General features: G+C 37.1%; 26 protein-coding genes and 1 tRNA gene. 26 read left to right on the forward strand and 1 reads right to left on the reverse strand.

What is annotated here, in order from left to right:
* Positions 1–2: 2 nt before the first annotated feature.
* From RMX98_RS25480 to RMX98_RS25595, 24 genes are all read left to right on the forward strand, one after another.
* On the forward strand, positions 3–1,082 hold the full coding sequence (locus RMX98_RS25480) for a hypothetical protein (protein WP_322680103.1): 1,080 nt from the start codon (positions 3–5) through the stop codon (positions 1,080–1,082).
* 7 nt (positions 1,083–1,089) lie between these two features.
* On the forward strand, positions 1,090–2,580 hold the full coding sequence (locus RMX98_RS25485) for a hypothetical protein (RefSeq protein WP_322680104.1): 1,491 nt from the start codon (positions 1,090–1,092) through the stop codon (positions 2,578–2,580).
* An 89-nt stretch (positions 2,581–2,669) separates the two neighbouring features.
* A complete protein-coding gene (locus RMX98_RS25490) occupies positions 2,670–3,242 on the forward strand; it encodes a hypothetical protein (protein WP_322680105.1) in 573 nt (190 codons plus the stop codon).
* A 35-nt stretch (positions 3,243–3,277) separates the two neighbouring features.
* Complete coding sequence (locus RMX98_RS25495) at positions 3,278–4,234, forward strand: phage major capsid protein (protein ID WP_322680106.1); 957 nt, start codon at positions 3,278–3,280, stop codon at positions 4,232–4,234.
* A gap of 4 nt (positions 4,235–4,238) precedes the next feature.
* The gene (locus tag RMX98_RS25500) at positions 4,239–4,598 is read left to right on the forward strand and encodes a hypothetical protein (RefSeq protein ID WP_322680107.1); all 360 of its coding nucleotides are present in this window, start codon (positions 4,239–4,241) and stop codon (positions 4,596–4,598) included.
* A 5-nt stretch (positions 4,599–4,603) separates the two neighbouring features.
* On the forward strand, positions 4,604–4,918 hold the full coding sequence (locus RMX98_RS25505; RefSeq protein ID WP_322680108.1) for an HK97 gp10 family phage protein: 315 nt from the start codon (positions 4,604–4,606) through the stop codon (positions 4,916–4,918).
* Positions 4,915–5,388, forward strand: a complete 474-nt coding sequence (locus RMX98_RS25510) for a hypothetical protein (protein ID WP_322680109.1) — start codon at positions 4,915–4,917, stop codon at positions 5,386–5,388. The genes RMX98_RS25505 and RMX98_RS25510 overlap by 4 nt, the downstream gene beginning before the upstream one ends.
* Positions 5,385–5,999, forward strand: a complete 615-nt coding sequence (locus RMX98_RS25515; protein WP_322680110.1) for a hypothetical protein — start codon at positions 5,385–5,387, stop codon at positions 5,997–5,999. Before RMX98_RS25510 ends, RMX98_RS25515 begins: the two co-directional genes overlap by 4 nt.
* 74 nt (positions 6,000–6,073) lie before the next feature.
* A complete protein-coding gene (locus RMX98_RS25520) occupies positions 6,074–7,540 on the forward strand; it encodes a phage tail sheath subtilisin-like domain-containing protein (protein ID WP_322680111.1) in 1,467 nt (488 codons plus the stop codon).
* Positions 7,541–7,606: 66 nt separating this feature from the next.
* Positions 7,607–8,065 carry a hypothetical protein gene (locus tag RMX98_RS25525; protein ID WP_322680112.1) on the forward strand — a complete coding sequence of 153 codons (459 nt, stop codon included), beginning with the start codon at positions 7,607–7,609 and terminating at the stop codon, positions 8,063–8,065.
* Between the two features lie 16 nt (positions 8,066–8,081).
* Entirely contained in the window at positions 8,082–8,489 is a 408-nt protein-coding gene (locus RMX98_RS25530; protein WP_322680113.1) for a hypothetical protein, read from the forward strand.
* 235 nt (positions 8,490–8,724) lie between these two features.
* A complete protein-coding gene (locus tag RMX98_RS25535) occupies positions 8,725–10,794 on the forward strand; it encodes a hypothetical protein (RefSeq protein WP_322680114.1) in 2,070 nt (689 codons plus the stop codon).
* Positions 10,795–10,856: 62 nt separating this feature from the next.
* Complete coding sequence (locus RMX98_RS25540) at positions 10,857–11,639, forward strand: hypothetical protein (RefSeq protein WP_322680115.1); 783 nt, start codon at positions 10,857–10,859, stop codon at positions 11,637–11,639.
* 1 nt (position 11,640) lies between these two features.
* On the forward strand, positions 11,641–12,117 hold the full coding sequence (locus RMX98_RS25545; RefSeq protein WP_322680116.1) for a LysM peptidoglycan-binding domain-containing protein: 477 nt from the start codon (positions 11,641–11,643) through the stop codon (positions 12,115–12,117).
* 3 nt (positions 12,118–12,120) lie between these two features.
* The gene (locus RMX98_RS25550) at positions 12,121–14,847 is read left to right on the forward strand and encodes a peptidoglycan DD-metalloendopeptidase family protein (protein WP_322680117.1); all 2,727 of its coding nucleotides are present in this window, start codon (positions 12,121–12,123) and stop codon (positions 14,845–14,847) included.
* 2 nt (positions 14,848–14,849) lie between these two features.
* The gene (locus RMX98_RS25555; RefSeq protein WP_322680118.1) at positions 14,850–15,587 is read left to right on the forward strand and encodes a phage baseplate assembly protein V; all 738 of its coding nucleotides are present in this window, start codon (positions 14,850–14,852) and stop codon (positions 15,585–15,587) included.
* 38 nt (positions 15,588–15,625) lie between these two features.
* On the forward strand, positions 15,626–15,970 hold the full coding sequence (locus RMX98_RS25560; RefSeq protein ID WP_322680119.1) for a hypothetical protein: 345 nt from the start codon (positions 15,626–15,628) through the stop codon (positions 15,968–15,970).
* Positions 15,971–15,972: 2 nt separating this feature from the next.
* On the forward strand, positions 15,973–17,157 hold the full coding sequence (locus tag RMX98_RS25565) for a baseplate J/gp47 family protein (RefSeq protein WP_322680120.1): 1,185 nt from the start codon (positions 15,973–15,975) through the stop codon (positions 17,155–17,157).
* Complete coding sequence (locus RMX98_RS25570; RefSeq protein ID WP_322680121.1) at positions 17,157–17,711, forward strand: phage tail protein; 555 nt, start codon at positions 17,157–17,159, stop codon at positions 17,709–17,711. The genes RMX98_RS25565 and RMX98_RS25570 overlap by 1 nt, the downstream gene beginning before the upstream one ends.
* 19 nt (positions 17,712–17,730) lie before the next feature.
* Complete coding sequence (locus RMX98_RS25575) at positions 17,731–18,945, forward strand: hypothetical protein (RefSeq protein WP_322680122.1); 1,215 nt, start codon at positions 17,731–17,733, stop codon at positions 18,943–18,945.
* 29 nt (positions 18,946–18,974) lie between these two features.
* Positions 18,975–20,156 carry a tail fiber protein gene (locus RMX98_RS25580; protein ID WP_322680123.1) on the forward strand — a complete coding sequence of 394 codons (1,182 nt, stop codon included), beginning with the start codon at positions 18,975–18,977 and terminating at the stop codon, positions 20,154–20,156.
* Positions 20,157–20,213: 57 nt separating this feature from the next.
* Positions 20,214–22,181 carry a hypothetical protein gene (locus tag RMX98_RS25585; RefSeq protein WP_322680124.1) on the forward strand — a complete coding sequence of 656 codons (1,968 nt, stop codon included), beginning with the start codon at positions 20,214–20,216 and terminating at the stop codon, positions 22,179–22,181.
* 17 nt (positions 22,182–22,198) lie between these two features.
* The gene (locus RMX98_RS25590) at positions 22,199–22,564 is read left to right on the forward strand and encodes a hypothetical protein (RefSeq protein ID WP_322680125.1); all 366 of its coding nucleotides are present in this window, start codon (positions 22,199–22,201) and stop codon (positions 22,562–22,564) included.
* Between the two features lie 65 nt (positions 22,565–22,629).
* Positions 22,630–23,061 carry a hypothetical protein gene (locus tag RMX98_RS25595; RefSeq protein WP_322680126.1) on the forward strand — a complete coding sequence of 144 codons (432 nt, stop codon included), beginning with the start codon at positions 22,630–22,632 and terminating at the stop codon, positions 23,059–23,061.
* A 614-nt stretch (positions 23,062–23,675) separates the two neighbouring features.
* On the opposite strand, the gene RMX98_RS25600 is transcribed toward RMX98_RS25595, so the two are convergent.
* A complete protein-coding gene (locus RMX98_RS25600) occupies positions 23,676–23,939 on the reverse strand; it encodes a hypothetical protein (RefSeq protein ID WP_322680127.1) in 264 nt (87 codons plus the stop codon).
* Positions 23,940–24,482: 543 nt separating this feature from the next.
* On the opposite strand from RMX98_RS25600, the gene RMX98_RS25605 reads away from it, so the two are divergent.
* A complete protein-coding gene (locus tag RMX98_RS25605; RefSeq protein ID WP_409881842.1) occupies positions 24,483–24,614 on the forward strand; it encodes an ATP-binding protein in 132 nt (43 codons plus the stop codon).
* Positions 24,615–24,677: 63 nt separating this feature from the next.
* Positions 24,678–24,749 (forward strand) — tRNA-Lys (locus tag RMX98_RS25610).
* Positions 24,750–24,758 lie beyond the last annotated feature (9 nt).

Below are 24,758 nucleotides of genomic sequence, written 5' to 3' on the forward strand. Positions count from 1 at the left end.
TAATGCCAACATTAAAGCAAGCTAAAGCAGTACATTGGAAAAGTCTAGTTTCCCTATTAAAGGATGCCCCGTTTGTAGAGTCTATTAATAACTCTGAATACAGAATAGTATTAAAGGGTAATAAGCCTGATATTATTCTAAGAGGGGCAAACGATGATGAGGGTAATGGATTACGTGGACTTAAGTTTTTCTATGCGGCAGTAGATGAATTTCAAGATGTAAAGCCTATAGTTTGGGAGGAGGTAATTCTTCCAGCGCTATCAGATACAGAAGGGTCTACCGCAACATTAGTAGGGACACCAAAAGGTAAGAGCCACCCCTTATATAAGTTCTATCAGAAGATTAAAGATTTACCAGAGTGGGCTTACTATCATTTTAGAACTAAGGATAATCCTTTCTTTCCAATAGCAAGACTTAGGTTAGCTAAAGCTCAACTGCCGCCTAAAGTATATAGGCAAGAGTTCCAAGCTAGCTTTGAGGATTTTGATGGACAAATATTTGACCAAATAGATTCTTCTAGACACTACATAACAGAGATACCTAATAATCTCTCTTACTACATTGGGGGAGATTGGGGCGATCGCAACCCAAGTTTAGTTGTTATTGGATTAAATGAACGTAAAGGTCAATTTTACATAATTGACTACTGGCTTAATAAATCTGGGGAGACTATACCAGAAGAAGTCTTCTTAAAGGAGATGGCCAAACTTTGTATTAAGTATAGGGTACATAGGTGCTATCTCCCAGATGACCGTGGTGGTTCAGTTAAGTCAGCAAGAATACTAGGTAAACGTGAGAATATACCTGGCATGACTAAGGCTGTAGAGGTTAGTAGGACTAAGTTAGGACTGATGGCAAGTAATGATATTGTTAATAACTTATTTTATCAAGATAATCTTTTTATCAAAGCTAATTTAACTGAATTGATAACTCAATTTGAAGACTATCATAGGGCTACTAACTCAGAAGGGGAGTTAGTAAATAAACCAGCAGACCACCAAGAAGACCACACCATAGATGCTGCTAGATACGCCATAGGTCGGCTATATAACACCCTTCAAAATAAACAACTTATAAATTAAACAATATATGTATCCCAATCAATTACTTCTAGAAACTCTAGAGTCAAAGAATGCTGAGTATGTTCAGCTTCAACCCGCGCTAAATGAAATTGACTTACTAGTTTCAGGCGGCTACCGACTCAAGAATGCTATTAGGTATTTTCTTCCTCAAAGACCAGGTGAGGAAAATGAAATTTATGAAACCAGACTTAAGAAGTTTACCTATTTAAATATTCTTAGCGCAAATATAAATGAGCAGGTTAGTAAGCTTGCTAATGCCCCTATGACCATTGACGGGTTAGATGCCAATCCTAAGTTTTGGTCAGCCTTTAGGGAAGATACAGACCTAGCTGGACGCTCAGAAAAGAATCTAATCACCTTAATCTTTAGAGAACTTTTAAAGTTCAAAAAGGTATTCATCCATGTGGATAAACCTAAATCAGAAGTCGCCCCAGTTAACAAACTACAAGAGGAAGCGTTAGGTCTACGCCCCTATGTTGTAACCTATAACCCACTTCAAGTTATTAACTGGAGTGAGTCTAAAGGTAAGTTAAATTGGCTAAAGATTAGACAGATATCAGAAGATAATTCTAACCCTATAGCTGCGTCTAGAAAGGTCTGCACGTGGACAATTATTGACTCTAATTACATTGCTAAATATTCTGCAATTGTGGAGCTTGATGGTAAAGGTAATATCACTAAAGTTAATAGTGAGATGACTAATGCTGACACTACCATTAGCTTGGTATCTCTTATCCCTCATGGTTTTAACCAAGTACCAGTTCTCAAAATAGAGTTACCTGACCAACTTTGGGTTGCTGACCAAGCAGTTAGTAAAGCAGTTGAGCATCTAAGAACAGATTGTAGTAAGTATGATTTACTGACGTTGGCTTATTTTCAGCGCACCTTCAAAAGAGTTCAAACACCTGACTCAGACCTTGAGCAAAGTTATACAAATGATGAGCCTCTACCAACTGGTTTACAGCATGTAATTGAGCTAGAGAAATTTGAGTGGGCAGAACCAAAGGGAGACATTATTAAACACATGGCTGAGTCTCTAACGGCCATAGAAGGTCAGGTAAGAGATTTAGTTAGCTCAGGTGGTGTGTCATCTTCTACTGGCGCTCTAAGTCAATCTGGTGTCTCTAAGCAAATGGATTTTGTTAAGCAGGAAGCAATGTTGAAGTCCTATGGGGAAACCATCATTGACACCTACCAAGACCTTTTGCAATTAGTAGCGATCGCAGCAGGTATAGATGGAAGTAAAATCTCTGTCACAGGTCTAAATAGTTTTGAGAATGACTCGTTAGATTCTGCATTAGTCAAGCTGGATTCTGTCAGCAAACTAAACATAGAAAGCCTGAAAGCTAACCTACCACCTTCCGCATTAAAGGTAATTTATGAACAGATGGTAGCGCTACTAGCAGGTAATTTATCAGCCTCTCAAAAAGAGCAAGTTAACAAAGAGATAGAGGTACTGCTGACCACTATTAAGACTTTGGACACTTCTAAAGTATAGGAACACTAACCAACTGGCTAAGGTTAAAACCAGACAAGTTTTACTGACAACTTAAAAGACAGATACCTATAAATACAGGATTATTTAAAATGACAGAACAAGAAATTCAAACTTTGATTGATGCTTCCCTAAACTCTTTTAGAACTGAAATCAGTTCAGAGGTTACTAAGGCTAATCAAGGACTTGCAGCAAGTCTCACTAAAGAAATTAAGAAACTTCAAACACCACAACCCACTGTAGCAGAAACCCCCACTGAATCTGTCCAAGAGAGGCTAACCCTTAAGGCTTTAGAGCAGCAGCTAACAGAACTTAAGACTCAATTAGCTAATAAAGATTTGGAGACCATTGCAGCTAAACGTAGCAGTGCAGTTTCTCAGGTAATTGCTAATAGTAAAGCCCTCAGTCCTTCAACCCTACAGAAAGTTTTCTTACTTGATAATGCAGACAAAATCAAAGAAGAAAATGGCAAATGGTATGTGGCTAAAGGTGATAGTGTTTCAACTTTAGAAGACGCACTAAATTCTTATCTGTTAACAGAAGATGGAAAAGCATTTCTACCTGCTTCAGGAGTTAGAGGTTCAGATGCTCAAGAAACAAAGGTAACTCCAATTGACCCTAATCAAAAACTTAAGGCAGAAGATGCCTTATTTGAATCATTCTAATTCACTCAAAAACATTAATTAATTTATAAAATATTATGGCAGTTATTGCTAGTGCATTAAACTCACTACAGTTGGTAGTTGATGAAGAAGTTGCTGCTTTGCAACTGAATCAATTCCCAATGTTGAATCGTATTCAAAAGAAAACAATTAGCCAAAAGGCTATCAAATGGAACGTTAACGTTTCTGGAGCTGCCGTAACAGGTGAAGCTACGACTGCCAACGTTACTACCTACTCTGAAGATTCAGTTGTTTCAGCTCAATTGGCTATTGGTGCAAATCGCTTGCGTCATAGTTTCCAAATTCAAAAAGAAGACATCGCTGAAGCAAAAGCTGCTGGTAAGGGTGCTTTACGTGACCTTTTTGGTTATGAAATCCAAAGTGGTATCCGCGTACTTATGGAATCACTATCTGGTTTGCTATACACTGGCGCAGGCGCAGCTTCTGATGGTGGATTAATTGGCTTAACAACGGCTGTACCCACAACTGCTGGTGCTTACGCTGGTATCGCTGCTTCCGCATTGTGGAACCCTTATGTAAACCATAACGCAACTGCTCGTGCATTATCGCTAGCTTTGCTGCTAGACATTGAAGCTGGTCTTGCCACCAAAGGCGCTACCTTCAGTGCAATTTATACCACACCTGCAATGGTTGTTAAGTATAAAACGTTGTTTAACGCTAATACTGGCATCACAAATATCCTAGAAGCTGGTAAAGCAGATTTAGGTTATACAGGTGTTAGTTATGCTGGTCGTCCTATAATCCAAGACCCATATTGCACCCCCAACGCAATGTACTTCTTGAATGAATCTGAAGTATCCTTATATACGTTTGCTCAGAACAACACAAGCGGCAACCAAGGTATGCAATTTGCTATTGAGCAATTACCTTCTAGCAACCCAGATGCAGAAAACTATGCCATCTTGGTTAAGCCCCAATTGCAATTAAAGAACCGTCCTAAGGCGGCTGCTCTCCTAAGCAACGTTGGTGCATAAGTAAATGACACAATTCACCATACCTCAAGTTGAAGAGTTTGAGAGAATCTTAGGTTATTCTATCTACAATGTTACTGTTAGAAGTCAGCTAATTTCTGATGATTACACTGTCACTATAGTTGATAGAGCTTTAACTATTCTTGATGAGTTGGTGAGTATTGATGGTTTGTTAAAAGAATCCCTTGAGACCAGTTTTGTAAAGGAATCTAGGGGTTCTAAACTGTCATACAGTAGTCATGTAGCTCACCTGAAATCAGAAGGTACAAGGTTGCTAGCTGAGTTAGGGCAACTACTAAGGGTAGGAGTTAATTACAACAAATACTTACCTAATAGGAAACGTAATTCAACCGCAGCTTATTGGTAAGATAAATGTTTCATTATACTATTAAGGCATCTGGCCCACTATTTGAGGGTAGAGTCACCACTAAAAAGATACTAGAGGCTGCTTTAGAAGAGACAGCAGACTTTGCAAAGAATACAGTTAAGAATGTTACTCCTGCAAAAACAGGGGCACTAAAATCAGGTTGGCTTACAACTGTAAACAGGAAATCAGTAGCATTATCAAACTCTGTAATTTACGCACCTTTTGTTGAAAAGAAAGTGCAGATGGTAAATAGGTCGCTACCTGTTATTAATGAGAACTTACAACAGAATATAGCTAAAGGAATCAATAAACTCAAATGAACCTATATGAAAAGCTGGCTAAAATTGAAAATAAGCTCAGTTTAGTAGAGGACAAGCTAGGGGTTCCTCAGCGTAGATATCTATTAGTAAGGCATACAATAACAGACCCTATTACCCGCGCTCCCAATATAGAAGATACTTTAATAAATCCCAAAGCTTATATAACTTCAGTCTCCCCTAGATTTGTGAATATGCAGATAGCAATTCCAGGGGCTGACTCAATTTATGTAACAGTTAATGACCTTGAAGTAGAGATTCCTAAAGTCTACCCTATTACATTATTTAAACCAGAGGTTAAGACTAGAGCGATATTTATTTTAGACCCACCAGTAACTTATGGGACTGTTGTTTATTCTAACCCTACTACTAAATCTTTTAACAAGCCTAATATTTATAGTTTAGTTTATGCGAATGATACTTACTCTACTGTATATAAATTAATTTTAACTGAGCAGAGGGATAAGAAATGAATATACAGTTAGCGCATCAGAAAGTTAAAGAATTTTTAGCTGTTAGGGTAAAGATTGACGCTTGGGATTTAGATGTACCAGAAGGTTTATACAGCCCTACTTCAAATAATTATCAACCAGGTAGTAGTGCTATAGCTCTCCCAATACAAAACTTAGTTCATAAAAAAGTAGGGCTGAACTTAATAGAAACCTCAGTAAGGTTGCCTTATAGAATTACCTACAGATTCGCATACGATTTAGCTTATGACGCATTACTCTTTAATGGCTTAGAGGGGGTACTCAGTACTGTGCATTTACTATCACTACTTCAATTGCCAGATGAAAATATTAAGTCATTTCAACCTGCTGAAGTAGAAGATTCAATAACAGTGGAGAGAATAGCTCAAAAGGATGGGGATTGGTTAGTAAACCTTAACTTTGCTTTTGATGTAGTTTTCAACACAACTGACTTTCCAGATATCTCAAGTATTCAACCTGCTGATTATTACAATATTGAAAATCCACCTCCTTTATCTGAAATAACTATTAGGACTAATAGAGCTAAACCTGAATTCAAAAAGAGCAATACTTCTACTTATATAGAAGATTCAACAATTAATATTACTAAATAATATTGCTTTATATAACCCTAATCAGGTTGAAGAGTACTTAGGACAGTATTAATTAATAGATTAAATATAAAAATATGACCTCACTTTTTACAAATTTTAAGTCTCCCGGAGTAAAGTTGGTGGAGACAACCCAAGGATATAGAGCGCTTGAGATTGCTTCATTTGAGACGCATTATATTGTTGGTTCCTCAGCAACTGGAGCTTATCTTTACCCAACTCAAGTAAGCAGCCTAGCTGACTTCACAAATCAGTTTGGTGCTAGTCCTAGTGAAGCTTCAATCCGCCTTTTGTTCAGAAATGATAAAAGAGCCCTTATATTCTTTGTTCGCACCCCAATTGCTGTCAGACGTACAGTAACAGTATCCACAGCAGTAGCTGGTACATATACAGTAACTGTTGCAGGTACAGCAGTAAATTACGTAGCTACAGGTACTCCTACAAAAGCAGATATTGCTTCTGGTTTGATTGCTGCTGTCAACTCCTCAGTAGTAGCTAGCTCAGTAACCGCACAAGCTGGTTTGACTACTGATGCTCTGATAGTACGCTGCGATGACCCTATCGCTGCTAGTCCAACTCTGTCAGTAGGTACCAATTTAGCTTTAACAGTTACAACTCCTACAACCCCTGCTGCAATTGATTATGTCTACGCAGTTGAGAACAGCTTTGATGCTGAGGATGCTTATACGCAAGGGTTTATCTATGCTCCTGAAGCATTCCAACTATTAAGTCTGCAATCTGACCGTCAAGCAGTTGGTTTAGCTTTAGAAGCACAAGCATCTGATCCTGCTTTTGATTGGATTGCTTTGATTGATCCAGGTGTAGGTTTAACACCAGCCCAAGCTCAAACTGAAGCATTACTGTACAACAGCCCTCAAGGCCACTCTGCGTTCTTCTATCCCTACCTAACAGACCTTGAGAGTACTGTAGTTCCTCCTTCTTCTGCTGTAGCTGGTTTACACACAAGACGCTTCAGAGAGGAAGGTTTACAACAACCTGGTGCAGGTGCCAAGTTCCCAGTTCTGGGAGTGCTTGATGTAGTAACCAAAGTTAATACTCAACAGCAAGAAATCCTCAACCCAATTGGGGTTAATGTTATCAGAAACCTGAGAAACAAAGGGATTGTAGTTTGGGGTATGAGAACTCGCTCTACTAGTGAATTCTATACTTTCCTACCTACTAGAGTCATTATGAACGTCCTTAATTCAACACTCCGTTCAGGTTTTGATAATGACCTTTTCACTTCCATTGATGGGTTTGGTTTGTTGCTAAATGCAATCTCTCAAACAGCTTTCTCAGTATGTAACAGACTGTGGAGAGGTAGATTACTTTTTGGTGCTACTGAAGCTGCTGCTTTTGAAGTTATCTGTAACTTCACTAACAACACTCAAGAAGAATTGGAAAGAGGAAATGTAGTTTTAGAAGTATACGCAGTTCCTGCACCTGCTCTAGAAAAGCTACTTGTTAACACAATCAAAGTCAGCATTGGCACATTGCCATTAAATCAGGCTCAGACTGTTGCTACTCAATTACCTGCTGCCTAATCTAATATCCTGTAGGCTAAAGATAAACTTTAGCCTACTTCAACTATTAATAAAATAAATAAAAGTATGGCAATTTTATCAACGATTAATCCTGTTGTTAACTCTGATTTTACTATCACCTTAACCTTGCTTCCTAATGTTTATTGGACAACGTTCAGTGGTATAAAGACAACTTACAAACGGGCCACCTACAATGATGGCTTAAGTCAAGTTGAAAGGACTGCTAGTGGTGGCACAAAGTCTAATGCTAATATCACCATCTCAAAACCTTATGATCCTGAGTCTGATGACGCTATCAATAGCTTCCTTGCAGACCATGCAGAAGGCGATGTATTTGATATGAGCATTACACCTATTAAACGTTCTGCAACTGGTGAAGTACAAGGCCGTGGAACTAAATCTTGGAAGCTGACTGGTTGTAGGCTTGCTAGCTCAGAAATGATGGCTTCTGTGGACACAGGAGATGGCTCTAAGACTATTGTAACTACTCTTGAGTTCTCTTATGAATCCGCTACATTTGCATAATAAATAATTAAAGATAATGGCTAAAAAAGTAGTAATTGAAGAATTAAAAGAATTAGATAAAGTTGAGGCTGATTTACCTGAAGTAGAGAATTTTAATGAATTTGAAGCTATCTATAATCAAGATGAACAGACAGTTGATTTTGAGTTAACCGATGGTACCCCAGTACAAGTTAAATCCCCTAAAGCTAAACAGTTTTTACTACTTGAAGGATTCCTTAAAAACTCTCCTGAAGAGTATAAAACTGACAGCTTTGCTATTCTCAAGTTAGCCTCGCTTTGTGTAACCAAGTTTGGTAAGAAGTCTAAAGTATCTTTTGAGGAATTATTAGACATCCTGGAGTTAGAAGATATTGAGAGGGTAGCTGCTGCTATTGGTTACTTTCGAGATAAACTTGCTTATCTGGGAAGCAAAGCTAAGGATTAGTATTCAAGGGCAACCTTACTTTACAGTTACAGAATTATATAAATTACTAATGATAGCCTGTGGGGGAAATATTAGTCCCTCCTACTTACAGATGGAAGAGATGGAAATATCAGACTGTCTCTTTCATCTTTATCTTTATATTGACCAGCAAAATGAGAAGGCTTATAAGCAACAGGAGAGTAAGTTAGCTGAGTGGGGTTTCTCTGAAGACCAAATGGAAATGGTTTAATAATAAATGGCAACAAATGGAAATCAAGTAACTATAACCCTCAATGCCAAAGATAACGCATCTGGGGTATTTAAAGGGCTAACAGGGCTAATAGAGGGTGCTACACTTAGAGCAAATCTTTTATCTGAAGCATTATCAGCAGGGCTATCAAAAGGGGTATCAGCCTTAACAAGTAAGTTTAAAGAAGCGGCTGACATTCAGTTAAATAATATCACAGCAGCCTCTACTTATGCTGCCTTAACAGGTCGTAACTTTGCAGATGCTGAAAAGGTATTTAGTAACTTAGATAAACGTATTAATCAAATAGCCTCCTCCCTGCCTGGAAGCACAGAAGAATATAAACAATTAGCATTAGGTATTCAGGATAATCTGATTCCCGCCTTTGTGGATGCTAATGGGGTATTTAATGAAGGTGCATTCCTTGATGGTCTTACAAGTATTACTAGAGGTATGGGCTTCTTAGGAGCGGCATCAAATCTTGCTTCTAAGGATGTTTCTAAGTTTACAGCAAAATTCCTTGGTGGTAGTTCAATATCTGAATTAGAGAAGTTACTATTTGCTGAAGCTAACCCAGCTTTCTTAAGTTTAGTACAAAAGAAATTATCTGAGTCTGGTAAGAAGTTAGAGCAATTAACTGTTAAGGAAAGGAAGCAAATACTTGAAGCAGTTCAGGGTCAACTTGTTACAGAAGACACTATAAAAGCTGCTGGTAATTCAGTCAGTGGATTATTAGAATCACTTAAGGATAAATTATTTAATCCCTCTCAAGGTATTTTTGGTTTACTTAAGGATTTAGATGACAAGACAGAAGGCAACCAATCTGTTCTAAATGCGTTCAATGATACCCTAAAAGCCTTAATAAGGGATAATGGGTTATTTAACACTATAGGTAGTGTATTAACTCAATTAGGAATTGACCCTAATGCAACATTAAAATACCTCAAAGGTGGGATTGATAATGTTACCAAGTGGGTTGAAAGTTTAAATACCACTTTAAGTTTTACTAATTCTTCTAGCAGCAATGCAGAGCAATTAAAATCAAAATTTAGCTCATTCATCTCTAACTTATTTGAGTTCAGAGGATTAGGTAAAAGCTTAGGTAGTATACTTAATAATGGTATAAGTAATCTCAGAGGTTTAGATTGGGCATCAATATTTAGTGGAATTAGTAATCAGATAACTTCTAAATTTAATGAACTGGTAATCTTTTTTGAAACTGTAGACTTCAGAAATATTGCTAAGTTACTTGGGGATTCTCTAAGTGGATTATTTAAGGGTATAGGTAGTTTTCTTATCTCTACTGATTGGGGAAGCAGATTATCTGAAATAGTTAATAAAGCTTTCAAAGCATTAGGTAGTTTAGACTGGGGTAATATTTTTAGCGGCTTAGGTGTAGTCCTGGCTAATGTATTAAACACTGTACTCAAGTTCCTAGAGAAGTTAGATACAGGAGCCATCTTTGATACCGTAATTAGTATCATTGGAGGAATGTTCACAGGTCTAGGGGTCTTCTTAGCCAACATAAATTGGACTTCTGTTATAGAAGTATTCAAGAAAGCATTCACTGCGCCTATAGATATTTTAGGTAAAAAGATAGGTAACGTTATTGAGGAGATAACATATTTCCTAGATAATTTTATTAATAAATTAACTGGAAGAGACGACCAATCTGCTAAGAATCAAAGGGTGGCGGCTATCCAGTCTGACCCCACATTAGATAACTTACAAAAAGCAAGAAAAATCAGGGAGATAGATCACCCTACTGTTACTTCAAAGCTTAATAATTATGCTAATGGGTTTAATGTTGGCTCCCTAATGTCAGCTATTAGTAGAGAGCAAAAAGCTGCCCCTGCTGGTGCTGGTATTGTGATAGCTAACTCAACTGAAGCTATTCTTAATAGGCAGCAACAGGCTCAATTAGTTTCTTCTGTAGGTAGAGGTGGTGGGTTAAGTATTGGTTCAATAGTAATCCATACAGCCGCTACTAATGGACAAGAGATAGCTGATACAGTGATGCAGCATATTGCAGATAGATGGAATAGCTATAGTCAAAACAATTTAGCTACCGCTATATAAGCTTCAATTACTATACAATTATTCCCTCCTTTAACAAAGGGAGGGTTTATTTTTTTAAATATATGTCAATCAATACTAAAGTACTTAATGGTCTACCTAATGCTGAGTATATAACGGATATCTATGCTTATCTTGTAGATGAATTAGGTAAAGAAGTTTTCGCATTTTTGTATAACCCAGAGGAGAAATCATTCAGCAGAAGTGCCAAGTATAACCAAGGTATGACTGCATTAACTTCTACTCCCTCTCAGCAATACGGCTACACTTCTGGGCTAACTTTACAACTTAATAACTTACTACTAGAAAGTCATAGTGAAACTAAGAGTTGTAAACTGCTCCTACAGAGACTTCAAGCCTTAATGGTAGCAGAGCCAGCTAAAGGTAAATATGCTCCTTCCCCTGTAACTTTTAAATGGGGTAAGGATAGCTTTGGCCCAGCAGTTATCACTGACATCAAATGGACTGAGACAGCTTGGTTAGGTGGTGAAGTTGCAGAAGCCAGATTAGATTTTACATTATTAGAAATCCCTTCAAATCAACTACCAGATAAAGCTAAATCAGAATCCACTGGAGACCGTCTGCAAAGCGCTTTAAGCACTACCTCATTGTTAACTGATAGACAAATCCAAGAAGGTAATACAAAGGCTGTAGCGTGGCTTAAAGCTAACGCTAAAAAGCTTCCTGAATATTTATCTACTTTAGTTAAATCTAGTAAATATAAACTATCAGTGGCCAAGAATGGGACAGTTTCAATATTTGATAGCAAAGGTAAATCTTTAGGGACTATCGGATTATATAAAAATGACAAGCTGGATGTATCTACAGGGAATTTAATTAAAAAATAATATGAGTACTTTACCTTTAAATACCCCCAAAAACGTATCATTCAATGTTGGGGATTCTCTAACTAAGATTGCTAATGAAGTATTAGGAGACTCTACAGCTTGGCGGGAGTTAGCCACTATGAATGACCTTGACATTTTCAAAGTAATTAAAGTAGGTCAAACCTTAACCATTCCTAACCCAGAAGTAGCTGAACGTAAATTTAGATTAGCTGCCTCTGCCCAGATATCAAATGTCAGCGACCAAGTTCAAGCCACTATTACTGAAATTACTCAGTCTAGAGAAGCCCAAACCATATTAAATTTATTGGGCACTAGCCAAGAGAATATTCTCAGAGATGTAAATCTATCCCTTTCTGGATTAGCTAAGGGTATTGCTCCTACCTCACAAGATGAACTTATTTATAAACTAAAAAGCTCTAAAGAAGGGTATGAAGAAACTCAACCTGCTTGGCAATTAATCTCATGGGTGCTGCCTTAAATTATGTCTTATATTAATAATCAAAATCCTAACCCAGGTCAATATTTGTGTGACCCCTTTCTAAAGATTACTATAGGCTCTAAAGGTAGCACTGAAGCAGAAACATTCACAATTGGGGATGGAAAGCTCATTAAGGCATCTGTAACATTGGCAGAGGGTAAAGCTCAGTCAAGCTGTAACTTCACTGTCTATGACCCTAAGAAAACCCTTGTAGATAAGTTCTTTACATACGTTGAAAGTGTAGGCGGTCTAGATCCAGTAGAAGCCCCTAAATCAGTAGCCGCCACTCCTTCTGTAACCTCAATTACTAACTCAGCAATTCCTGATGCTAATTCAGGAGTAGGTGTCACTGGTAAAGTCTTATTTGAGAAAACTAAAGCTACTGTATTTAATGACTCTACAGGGTCTAAAGGTAATAGTCTATATCCTGACAGAGACTTTGGTTGTGCAATGAGATATAACAATCCTGCTGCCGCTAAACAGTTTGGTCAAGAGGGGATGTTTACTGATCTCAAGTTTGGAGACAAAGTAAAAGTCACTAATCTTGATAATGGTAAATCTGTTATTTGTGATATCCAAGATTGGGGGCCAAATCCCAGATTATCTGATAAAGGCATTGACCTTTTTACTAGAGCATTTAACGAACTTAGTAACACGAAAGGTTATCAAGCTGCTTACAATATTGGAGTATTAACCAATATTAAAGTTGAATTAGTAGAAAATTCTACGACTACTTCTGCTTCATCCACTAGTAATCAGACTAAGGAACAGACTGCAACTCAACAAAGTGCTCAGTCCAAAACTTCTCAACTGTCTAACTCTTCAGTCCCAGACTATACAGTAGATTCTACTCTCTCTGTTAATATGAGAGCCACTTTAGATACTATAGCCTTTGCTGAAGGTGCTAAGTACAACATGATTTTTGGGGGTAGTACTTTCAGCAGTTACGCTAAACATCCAAATAAAGTAATTAAATTAAGTGGTTATTCCTCTAGTGCATCCGGTAGATATCAATTTTTAAATACTACTTGGGCTGGATTACAAAGTAGTTTAGGTTTACCTGATTTTTCCCCTGTATCCCAAGATAAAGGGGCAGTAGAATTAATTAGACAAAAAGGGGCTGTTAATGATGTAGAGCAGGGTAACTTTGAGTCTTCTATCACTAAGGTAAATAGTGTTTGGGCGTCCCTTCCTGGTTCTCCTTATGGTCAACCCACAAAGACCATGAGCGCTCTAAAAACCTACTATCTGAGTAGAATTAAGTTCTATAAAGAAGGTGGTATTCCCTCTGCTAATGTTGCATCCTCAGTAGCAGCTTCTCAATCACCTACCACTCAAGTTACCCCAATTGCTAAGACGCTAGCAGGTGCCCAAATTACAGTTGAGATGGGTTATGGGGGTAAAGCGATCGCAGCTTATTCTTTCATTCATACTGGACTCAAGTTTTCTCTATTTGAACCTGATGCCCTTGAGTTTTCTGGAACTGCCGCCACTGTTGTTTTAACCCAAATAGTTAGGAATACTGTTTACACCAATCTGACTTTTAAAAAGATAGCTAAAAAGATTACTTCCAATTATGGAATGAAACTGGATATGCCTCAAGATGGCCCTCTGTATACTAGGTTCCCTCAAAGAGGAATCACAGATTATGAGGCACTATTAATTGAAGCTAGAAGAATTGGTTATAGAGTTCACTGTGTTGGCCCAACATTATATATAGGGCCGCGTAAGGATTCAAAAGCTGACCAGAATGTTTTTGTATGTAAGTATGGCACAGACATGGGTGGCACATTTACTGTCTCTCACCAAGCTCAAACTTCCAGTTCAGGAGGTGCAAGGTCGTCTAAACCAGGTGAGACCACTTCAGTTGGTGAGCGTAAGTTTGAGGTTGACCCTGACACTGGGGTAATGGTTCAGAAGAAAAAGGAAAATGTTGTTGGCACAGGTGGAGATAGCTTACCATCCACCACAGGAGCTATAAGCCCTATTCCCGCCCCTACAACTACAGGGGCTACTGATACTACTGATAGTCAGAGAGTAAGTGATGAAAACAGAATCAAAGGTATCATAGCCCAAACTGAATTCCCTACTACCCCTGAAGTTTTAACACTTGACCCTGATACTTTATTTCTAACTAAAGGGGTTAGCAAGTTCCTTGACAGAATGTGGGTAATTGATACTATTACCCATACATACTCTGGAGGAAGTTTTGTTAGCAGAGCTACATGCTATTCTCCTCTGAAAAACAAGTCTGCTAGTAGTGATATCCCTTCAGTTAAGTCAATAGAAAATCCGGTTATTAGTAATAATGCAAATTCAGGGTCTAATAATTATATTATTCCTGCACATGGTACCTTTACTTCCCCTTATGGTATGAGAACCCTTAATGGGGTTACTAAACTCCATAAAGGGATTGATATTGCCAATAATGAGGGAACTCCAATTCAAGCTGCTGCTGATGGAACTGTATCTTCTGCGGGAAATGCAAACGATGGTTACGGCAACAAAGTAATCATTGACCATGTAAATAATGAACAAACTGCTTATGCTCATGCTAGTAAGATTCTAGTCAGTAATGGTCAGCAAGTTAAACAAGGTCAAGTAATTGCATTAATGGGAAATACAGGTCATTCCTTTGGGAACCATTTGCATTTTGAAATTAGAGTAGCAGGTACCCCAATTAATCCAGGTTTGAGAGTAAAACTACCAAAAAAAGGAGATCCAATCTAATTATGAATAATATATTTGAAATACTAAATCAGTCTGTAAAAGCTAACCAAATTGCGCTTGATCAACAAGGTAGAATACCTTATCCAACTTTAGGGATAGTAGTGAATAACCAGGATGAATTAGGTAGGCGTAGAATTAAAGTTTCCTTTCCCTCATCCCCTTCTATAGAAAGTGATTGGATTAGAAGACTTGATATCGCCCCTGGAGTAGATGCTAACTTACCTCCCATTAACTCAACAGTATTAGTCTTTTTTGTAGATGGCTTAGAATCCAATGCTTGTTACCTTCCTATAGTTAATGATACTAACCCACCTAAAGACAAAGAAGATGTAGTCAATGATTACCACTCAGCAATCCCTGGAGATAAAAATGTTTCAATAAGTGGAGCTGATACTTTAAATGTAAGTGGTGAAGTAGCTATTAACTCTGAAAAAAGTATAATTTCTACAGCTACTCAAGATGTTAAAGCGTACTCTAAAAGAAACATCTTTATGCAAGCTCTACAGGCTATTACTTTAAGCGCCGCCCAATATGTCTTACTGCAAGCAGGTACCTGGGCATTTAAGTTATATAGTAATGGAACAAGCGAAGTAACTGGGGGCGTACTTACAATTGACTGCGGCGGGTACGGGTTCAGGCTAACTAATGTAGGCACTATGACTATCAATAACCAGCCTGTGGCAGTTGTTGGGGCTACAGATAGTAGGGGTGACCACATAGTAACTTCTGGGTGGAGCTAAGTAATGGGACACCCATATATATTAGATAACAGAAATTTATGATAACTCAAGGTATTAACTTTCCTCTTACTATTGACCCAGTAAGAGGAAATCTTGTTGTGGCTAGTGAAGCTGATTTAATTAAGGGGCACATCCTTAGTTGGCTTCAAACTGAAACTAATGAAAGGGTGATGGTTCCTAATTATGGCAGAACTGATTCCCTATTTACTAGTATTTCAAATATTAACCTAATCACTTCTGAATTTAAGACAGGGTTAGATAAATATATTCGTGATGCTGAATTTGAAGTTGATGGATCAATAAATGACCAAGGTGAAGCTGTAATCTTAGTGTATTGGTCGTATGGAGAACTTGAACAAAATCCTATAAAAATAACTATTTAAATATGGCTGATATTACGTTAACTTCGATAACTTTAGACCCACGCAATGAGGTAGAAATTGTAGAACAAGCTAAATTAAAGGTCTACAATGCCTCTGGTGGCTTATTAAATGATTTTACAGAGAATTCCCCTATTGCAGCTTTAATACAAGGTCAAGCCTTTGCTGGGGCTGAATTACTTTACTATATAAATCAATTACCTTTAGCTTTAGTAATTGACTTTCTTAAGATTACTGGGGTTACTCGTAGCTCTGGAACCAAAGCTAAAACTACACTAACCTTTAGTATTAGCTCTCCTCAAAGTGTTATATTCACAATTCCTGAAGGGTTTGAAGTAGTTGATAGTAATGGTAAACTTTCATTCTTTACTGATGCCCCTTTGATAATTCCTGCTGGATTAGTTTCAGGTAGTGTAACTGCTACTGCTGAGGAAGTAGGTTCTGAGTACAACATTTCAGCATACTCTATTACTGGAATAACTCAACCCTTAACTTACCTTGCTGGTGTCACTAATATCGAAGCTGCTTCAGGTGGCTCAGATTTAGAAAGTGAGGCTTCTGCCATCAACAGAGCACTTACTCAAATTAGACTTAGAAACTTAGTAAGCGTCACTGATTATGAACAGGCTGCTGAAGCTTTATTAGGTGAAGGTTCAGTCTGTAAAGCTATAGGTTTACTTGCTAGTAATAAGACTAACAGAGAATTAGGGGCAGTTCATTTATTTCTCCTAAACTCAAATGGTGAACCTGCAAATGATGCCCAAATTACTTATGTTAAATCTGAATTAGCAAAGAGAATTCAGTTAGGTACATCCCTCTATGCTAGTCCTATTGAACTATTACCTATTGTTGCAGAATTACAATATAATTTATCTCCTGGGGTAGACCCAGAAGAAGCCTTTGATATTTTATGGGAAGCGTACCAAGATTATTTAAACCCTAGTTATTACTCATTAAGTAAAGACATATTATTTTTTGAAGTTGGTTATGCTCTAAGGAACACAGGTGTAATTGTAGATGGAGGTACCCTAAGTATAAATGGAACTCCTTCAAATATCCCCATACCAAATGATTATACGCTGCCTTACCCTTATTCCCTATTCATGCAATTAGTAGATAAGAATGGCGTAGTGTATGAAGCCCTGCGTGGGGAAGGTGAATCGTTCACTGAGTCTGGGGGATTTGTATAATGCAAACTTCTGAATCTTGGGCTACTAATAAACCTATACACAGTAGATTACCTGAGTGTTATCAGACTAATGAAATTACTGAATGGCTCACAGGTTATTTTGATGAATTACTAATAGGAACTAAATTAAAAGTTGATGACTTACCCAGGCAGCTAAATCCTCTATTATGTGACCCAGAATGGTTAGATTTTTTAGCACCTTTAACTGGGTTTACAGGAGATTATTGGGATAAAACCTGGGCAACCCAAACTAAAAGATTATTGATATCTAATTCATACACTAATATCTGGCCCAATAAGGGGTCTAAAGAGGTGTTAAGCCTAGTATTAGATTGCTTTGATATACGACACTTTATAACTTCCAGAGGGAACTTTATTATAGGTACTTCCACTACTGGAGACCCATTAGGCACTAGTGCTTGGGAATATATTATCTATTTACCCAATGCCTATAAATATGGGGATAAATTTAAGTTAACTCAAAAGCTTAATTCATTATATGGGCCTTGTTGGTGCAGTACTGAAATTATATTTAATGACGCTTATATTCCTTAATTTTAAATAATATAAATAAATGACTCAAATAGTAGGAACACTAAAAGATTCTGCTGGGAATGGTATTACAGGTAAACTTATTGTGGTGCTAGCTGGTACTCTAATTGATGAGGCTACTTCCCCAGATACAATCTATCTACCTCAATCATACACATTTTCCATAACAGCAGGTGCCGTTGATATAACCCTGCCCCAATCTGAAACTTCAAGAATTACTTATAACTTTCAATTCTTTAAAACTGCTACAGATGGATCATTAATTGAACCAGCGTTAATTAACTTTAATGCCCTAGTTCCTAATGTTAGCCCAGTTCAATTTGCATCACTAGTACCGACTGGCCTAGTAAATGATGTACTGGATACAGGTGCCTTAAGAGTTGCTAGATTAATCTCAAGTACCCCTGCTCTTGCTCAATCAATTGGTGGGCCTTTTCCCCAAGGTGCTTATAGCCCCACCACTACCTACAAGTTTAGAGATTTAGTAACTTACTTAAACAGAACTTACATCTCAAAAGATTTAAATCCTATCAAAGGGGTAGCGCCAACTAATACAACTAGCTGGATGGTTATCCCTGTTGAGCCTAATGGTTCACTCATATTAGCTGATGACACCCCATATAGTTCAGCATGGAATGGCTCAGGTAAATCTGCTTCTCAAGATGCAGTTTATGACCAAGTTGAAGATGTGAAGTCTAATGTTGCTTTAAAAGCAAATCTTATTTCTCCCATCTTTTCAGGAGATGTAATTGCCCCTACTACTGTGGTTAATGATAAAAGTACTAAGGTTGCTACAACTAGTTTTGTTAGCTCACAAACTGATAGATATTTTAAAGTTATCCGAACAATTGACATAACCAATAGTAGTGATTATGTAATAGCGTGGTCTGCCTTAGATTATTCAGCTAACTGTAACTTTGTATCAACTTATTTCGAGGTACCTGAAAGTGGTATCTATCTTTTTGGGGGTAGTATATATTTTACAAACATCGATACAGGGACTCGCACATTTGGGGCATTTTTACAGCTCAATGGTTCGGATACTTTAAGAATTTGTGAGGCCAATTTTGCGGCGGCTGTGGGAGGCTGTGTACCAATGAATCCCATACAAATGAGACTATTAGCAGGGCAGCAGATACGTATTAGAACTACTAATTTTGGTGGAACAAACCTTTATAAAATAGTTGGTGATCCATCAGTAACAAATTGGTGGGGTCAAAAAGTAGCTTCTCTCTAAATATTACAAATTACTATTAATTAAAATATATGACGCGGATTATCCTGCAAAATGGAGATATTTTCACGGCTGAAATTGCCAATGCTATTGCCAACCCCATAGTAGATGGTGATGATTTCCTTGGTCATGGCCCTAAAGTTCTAGATGCTTATTTAGATGATACCCCAGGTCAAATTAAATCAAATTTTTATAGTTTCTATAATAGACTAAAAGTTACCCATCAAACTGGTTTGACTTTTGCCTATTTAGGTGGGGCAGTATTATTACCTGATGGTACTTTAGTTAGTATTAGTCCTGGTTCAATTAACTTACCAAATAATGTTACCAGATACATATATGTTGGGTCAGATGGAACTGTTCAAACTTCATCCACTTTGCCTAATATTAGCCTTCCTCTGGCTAGAGTAACTACTGCCTCTGGAACTATCTCTGGAAGCATTATTGATTTAAGAGACAAATCGGTTGACAGAGTAGGGCCATCTGATATTCCTGTTACTCAATTAATCCCTCCTGGGGCATCAATGGAGTTCTCTGGTTCAGTATTACCTTCAGGTTGGTTATGGGAAGATGGTAGTTTCTATGCTCCTTCTGCTTACCCAGCCCTATTTGCTTCTATTGGCTACACTTATGGTCAGTCTGGAGTTAACTTTGCTGTACCAGATTGCAGAGGTAGGGTATCTGTAGGAGCTGGCGCAGGTTCAGGTTTAACTAATCGTGCCTTGGGACAAATAGGAGGATTAGAGAGTGTTACTTTAAATCTAGCTCAAACCCCTAGCCACATTCATGGGGTTAATGACTCTGGGCATAATCACTCAGTTAATGAATCTGCTCACTCTCATGTAGTAAATGACACTGGACATAATCATGGTGTTTATGATCCAGGACATAGCCATCCTTTGTATGTGTGGGCTAGTGATGGGGGTGAAACTAATAGTGATGCTTTCCAGTATGAACCCTCAGCGATCGCAGGTAATAAGGAAGGAACTAAAACCTACAGGACAATTAATAGTGTTGGTACTCCTTTAATGGGTACGTCTGGTACTGGTATAGCCCTTTATGGTTCAGGTACTGGAGTTAGTATTAATTCTAATAAGACTAATATTAGTCTAAATGCTTCCGGTACTGGTATTAGTATTAATGCTCAAGGTGGTGGCGGTTCACATGAGAATATGCAACCTTGGTTAGCAAAAAATAAGATTATTAAATATTAAAAATTTAAGGTTCACTTTATTAAAAAAGAAGTGAACTTTTTTATTCATAAAATAAATATGCCAACTCAAAGAATTATTAAATCTACATTTATTGGGCTAAATAATGAACCCCTAAGAAATGCTGTTGTTCAAGTAATTCACATGCAGGGTAATACTATTGACAATATAGAATACCCTCAAGTTACTAAAAACTTTATCACCAATAGAGAAGGTAAAATAAACTTTATTCTCTGGTGTAATGAAGAAGGTGAACGCTCATCTTTCTATAGGTTTGTATTACCAGGTGGAGAAACTTTTGATGCTATTGTACCTGTAGGAACCTCTGACTTAGAATTATCTGTACTGCGTGAAGGTGGAGGAGATTCCTCTGCTCCTCAACATCAGTCTTTAATAACTTATATATTAAATGAAATTGGTGGTACATTAACCCCTGCTACAAGTACTGTAGCTGGTATTGTTAAAACTAACTCTACTTCAACGAATCCAGTTGTTTACCTCAAATCTGAAGTAGATACACTATTAAATAATGTCGCTGGTTTTGATTTAACTAACTACTACACTAAACCTCAAAGTGACACCCTCTTAAATACTAAAGCTGATAAATCTACCACTTACACTAAAGCACAGACAGATGCCCTTGTGGGAGGCGTTACGGTTGATCTTAGTGGTTATTATACTAAGCCTCAAACTGATGGTTTAGTAGCTCCTAAAGCTAATTCTAGCGATGTTGCAACGGCTTTATCTCTGAAGGCTAACACTAGTGATGTCAATACATCCTTAGCTACTAAAGCTAATCAGTCTACTACCTACACAAAAACTGAAGTTGATGGATTAGTAAGCCCTAAAGCTAATCAATCTACTACTTATACTAAAACTGAAGTTGATAACTTAGTTGCCACTAAAGACACTTTAGTTGAGTTAACTGATGTAGTTATTTCTTCACCTTCAAATACTCAAGTTTTAGCTTACAACTCCACAACTTCTAAGTGGACTAACCAAACTCTTTCTGCTGGTGGTACTGGTGAGACTAATACCGCATCAAATGTGGGTGTGAGTGGAGTTGGCGTATTTAAGCAAAAGACTGGAGCTAACTTAGAATTCAAGAATATAAATGCTGGTTCATCTAAAATATCTATTACAAATGATACTGCTAATTCTGAAATAGATATAGATGTAAATGAAGCTAATTTAACTCTAGGAAACCTAGCAGGTACACTTGCGATCGCAAAAGGTGGAACTGGGTCTACTACTGCTTCTGCTGCCCTCACTGCCCTTGGTGGCGCTACCAGCACATCATTAACTACCCATACCAGTGATACCAGTAATCCTCATGGAACTACTGCTGCTCAAGTTGGTTCTGCAACTGCTCAGTGGAATGCTAATAAACTGCAAGGTATAGCAATATCTTCTACTGCTCCAACCAATACTCAAACTTTGGTTTATAACTCCACTACTAGTAGCTATGAACCAAGTAATCGTATTGGAGACCACCCAGGTTACAGGAGTGGATTATGGTATAGCGCAATGTCACAAACTGATGGGTTAACCGCTATTACCACAGCTTCTACAGCAAATACTATTAGTTATCATCCTTTTAGTATTACTAAGCCAATAACTATTAGCAAGATGTCAATAAACCAAGCTACTAGTACTACTGGTTTGTTTAGATTTGGAGTCTATTCTAATAATTCTACAACCTTTTTACCTGAGACATTATTACTTAAAACAATAGAATTAAACGCGGCAGGTACAATAGAAAGAGGTGATAATGTATCTTATACTTTTAACCCTGGTTGGTATTGGTTTGCTATTACTTCTAATGTGTCTCTATCTATTAGTGGAGAGAGTGCGTTGGCTTCAATTATGTATTACATAGGTAGAGTCACCTTTGGTGTTTCTAACTTGGTGTATGGTTATAGAAATCCTTTGAGTTATTCTTCTGGTAGTTTACCTACTACTGCACCACTTGATACTTTAACTGAAATTACTGCTGGTTTACCATTTTTATTCTTTAAAGCTGCTTAAATAATAAGGACTATATTATGAGTATTCTACAAGGTCAAGACAATACTTACTGCTATGAAATTGATGAATTTGATAATTATGCAGTTTACCCCATAGATTGCGCTCTAGTAGTTTATCCTCCCCTTAGAGTTGCTACTTTACCTCCTCAAGAATGGATTGATTATGCTTTAAGTGAGTATTGGATATTTCTTAGACTTAATGCTAATCAAGCAGCCTGGGAAGCTTTGAACATAAATGACAATGAATATTATTCATTGTATCCAGAAAAAGACCCTGGTTCTCAAGAAAGCGCTGTTGAACAAGCTCAATATGTACTAGATAATCAACCTACTGATATTCAAGCTTTTGTAGACTTTATCAGGTTTATAGAATTAGGAATTTAACATAGCTAGCCTCCTTAGTTGGAGGCTTTATTTTTTTTGTAAATTTGTAAAATTACCCCAACAAAATGACTCAGCAAACAGACAAACCTCAAATTATTAAAGAAATTAATTATATTAAAATGACACAACGAGTAGAAAAATCTCAAGTTTCTAAAGAAATTAATTATATTAATCTGAATCCTGATACTCAATCTAAAATAGTTGACCAAGTATTGACCAACGCAAGTGGCGTTGGGTTAGGGATGATATTGACTATCTTAGGTCTATTACTCTTAGCCAGATGGATGGGCGTAAATAACCTGATTAGTAAATGGGTAGAGAAGTTAGAAAGCGATAGTGAAAGCTTTAGAGTATTAGCTAACTCTGTGCAAAATATGTCTGGTGACACTAAGGCAAACCACAGTACTTATATAGCTGACCACACTAAAATTATTGAGGAAGTCAGAGAAGTAAGAGAAATCACTAAAGAAATCTTATATAAAGTTGACAAGCAATAATTTATATTTGTAGTTGAAGGCTACTTCTGCTTGGAAGATAGGAGACAACAGTAATATTTATGGTGATGACTTATGGGGTGAACAGAGAGTACCTGAATCTTCAATGTTGAGGGCTAGTTAATAAGCTTTTTACTTTATATATTTGCCGTACCTTGGAAGTAAATATATAGGTGATAAAAATATAATAAGAATCAAAAATGATCCCAAAACATTCCCAAAATAAAACATAATACTAAAATGTAATTGTAACCCTAATACATATAAAATATTTAAGACTATCCACAAAAAGCAAGCCCTAACAATAAGATTTATATCATTTTTTATTATAGGTGTAGTACCTGCTAAAAATCCCATAATAGAGTTATAGAAAATTGAAATTAACACATAACATATCAGCAATGAAAACCCACATACATAAAAAGAATACTTGAATGAGGTAATAAGGGATAAAGCAATCAAATAATATAAAGAAAATGAAACTAAATTCACAGTTTTATCATCGGAATTCACTTTTATAACCTCTTTTATTTTAAAAGTTAGTTTAATAAAACAGAAGCTTGAAATACTTAATGTTATAAATAGATTCAATTATTTTTTTACTAAAATTTACTAATCTATTTTATCTGGTCGCAGTCCAAGCCATTATATATTAATCTTGGCTTACCAGATTTCATTGCTTCTAGCGAACCCACATTATGTCGTCTTATTCTTTCCCACTCTTGGCTAGCTACTTTCATTTGATCACAGCCCTTACGTATTTCCTCTCTGTTTTGGTAGTCTTGATAATTCTTCGATACAAAGATAATAACAATTAATAAAGCTATACTTCCAATTGCCTTGCCTACCTTTTTTTTGTCATTGTCATTTAGTTCATTCATATTTTAGTTATGTGAGGTAATGCTAAATTATTAAACCCATAAACAGACAAATATAGCTTTAAATACTTTAGTGGGTTTAATGGAGCCTTCCATGCAAGCATCATATCTGTACTGAAACCTAGCATCCTCACCGCAACCCTTAAGTAATCCAACCACTAGTACAAATAAAACCAATGCCCCCAAAACTGACTAACTATTGTTGTTACTTTCCATATATAAGTTGTGGGTGAAGAACATTTAACTAGACTCTTAGGAGATAAGAATCTATTGATGCTTAATTTAGTAATCTGCCCAAGCAAACCTATTGCTGAGGTTTCCTGAGATACCACAACACCCCTCTTCTATTGGCAGGGGCTTGAGCTTACTCACAATCGGACTAACAGCTATTTATTACTTATAAGCCGTATCAAGTCTACTCAGTGAAAACTTTAGTGTCAATATTTACCAGTCTTAGACAAGCATGACTTTACATTTTTTAATATAGTTGTCTTGACTTAACTTATCCCTATGCTGAGGCTGCTGCTTAAGATGTATACTAATCTGATTGAGAGATATTTGAGAGATACGGGGCTGGAATTGGCATTAGTGCAGAAAATGGTCAGACATTTAGGCGGCTCAATTTATGTAGAGAGTGCAGCAGGTCAAACCACCTTCACCGTCAAATTCCCCTTTTAATTCGTTTTTTGGACAAGGCACTAGCTAAATTTTCAGAAATTGTGCTATGATTGTTATTCGTGTGGGTGACTAGCTCAACGGTAGAGCAGTAGACTCTTAATCTATTGGTTGCGGGTTCAAATCCCTCGTCACCCACTTTTAAAG

Origin of the sequence: Nostoc sp. DedQUE02, from assembly GCF_034531035.1 — a bacterium.
Lineage (GTDB): Bacteria > Cyanobacteriota > Cyanobacteriia > Cyanobacteriales > Nostocaceae > Nostoc.

Bases quoted from the DNA above. Each gene is read 5' to 3' on its own strand.
- RMX98_RS25555 (WP_322680118.1), top strand. From the start codon at position 14,850: ATGAATAATATATTTGAAATACTAAATCAGTCTGTAAAAGCTAACCAA.
- RMX98_RS25490 (WP_322680105.1), top strand. From the start codon at position 2,670: ATGACAGAACAAGAAATTCAAACTTTGATTGATGCTTCCCTAAACTCT.
- RMX98_RS25560 (WP_322680119.1), top strand. From the start codon at position 15,626: ATGATAACTCAAGGTATTAACTTTCCTCTTACTATTGACCCAGTAAGA.
- RMX98_RS25505 (WP_322680108.1), top strand. From the start codon at position 4,604: ATGTTTCATTATACTATTAAGGCATCTGGCCCACTATTTGAGGGTAGA.
- RMX98_RS25580 (WP_322680123.1), top strand. From the start codon at position 18,975: ATGACGCGGATTATCCTGCAAAATGGAGATATTTTCACGGCTGAAATT.
- RMX98_RS25550 (WP_322680117.1), top strand. From the start codon at position 12,121: ATGTCTTATATTAATAATCAAAATCCTAACCCAGGTCAATATTTGTGT.
- RMX98_RS25500 (WP_322680107.1), top strand. From the start codon at position 4,239: ATGACACAATTCACCATACCTCAAGTTGAAGAGTTTGAGAGAATCTTA.
- RMX98_RS25565 (WP_322680120.1), top strand. From the start codon at position 15,973: ATGGCTGATATTACGTTAACTTCGATAACTTTAGACCCACGCAATGAG.
- RMX98_RS25480 (WP_322680103.1), top strand. From the start codon at position 3: ATGCCAACATTAAAGCAAGCTAAAGCAGTACATTGGAAAAGTCTAGTT.
- RMX98_RS25485 (WP_322680104.1), top strand. From the start codon at position 1,090: ATGTATCCCAATCAATTACTTCTAGAAACTCTAGAGTCAAAGAATGCT.
- RMX98_RS25600 (WP_322680127.1), bottom strand. From the start codon at position 23,939: ATGAATGAACTAAATGACAATGACAAAAAAAAGGTAGGCAAGGCAATT.
- RMX98_RS25495 (WP_322680106.1), top strand. From the start codon at position 3,278: ATGGCAGTTATTGCTAGTGCATTAAACTCACTACAGTTGGTAGTTGAT.
- RMX98_RS25515 (WP_322680110.1), top strand. From the start codon at position 5,385: ATGAATATACAGTTAGCGCATCAGAAAGTTAAAGAATTTTTAGCTGTT.
- RMX98_RS25520 (WP_322680111.1), top strand. From the start codon at position 6,074: ATGACCTCACTTTTTACAAATTTTAAGTCTCCCGGAGTAAAGTTGGTG.
- RMX98_RS25575 (WP_322680122.1), top strand. From the start codon at position 17,731: ATGACTCAAATAGTAGGAACACTAAAAGATTCTGCTGGGAATGGTATT.
- RMX98_RS25535 (WP_322680114.1), top strand. From the start codon at position 8,725: ATGGCAACAAATGGAAATCAAGTAACTATAACCCTCAATGCCAAAGAT.
- RMX98_RS25545 (WP_322680116.1), top strand. From the start codon at position 11,641: ATGAGTACTTTACCTTTAAATACCCCCAAAAACGTATCATTCAATGTT.
- RMX98_RS25595 (WP_322680126.1), top strand. From the start codon at position 22,630: ATGACTCAGCAAACAGACAAACCTCAAATTATTAAAGAAATTAATTAT.
- RMX98_RS25585 (WP_322680124.1), top strand. From the start codon at position 20,214: ATGCCAACTCAAAGAATTATTAAATCTACATTTATTGGGCTAAATAAT.
- RMX98_RS25525 (WP_322680112.1), top strand. From the start codon at position 7,607: ATGGCAATTTTATCAACGATTAATCCTGTTGTTAACTCTGATTTTACT.
- RMX98_RS25510 (WP_322680109.1), top strand. From the start codon at position 4,915: ATGAACCTATATGAAAAGCTGGCTAAAATTGAAAATAAGCTCAGTTTA.
- RMX98_RS25530 (WP_322680113.1), top strand. From the start codon at position 8,082: ATGGCTAAAAAAGTAGTAATTGAAGAATTAAAAGAATTAGATAAAGTT.
- RMX98_RS25590 (WP_322680125.1), top strand. From the start codon at position 22,199: ATGAGTATTCTACAAGGTCAAGACAATACTTACTGCTATGAAATTGAT.
- RMX98_RS25540 (WP_322680115.1), top strand. From the start codon at position 10,857: ATGTCAATCAATACTAAAGTACTTAATGGTCTACCTAATGCTGAGTAT.
- RMX98_RS25570 (WP_322680121.1), top strand. From the start codon at position 17,157: ATGCAAACTTCTGAATCTTGGGCTACTAATAAACCTATACACAGTAGA.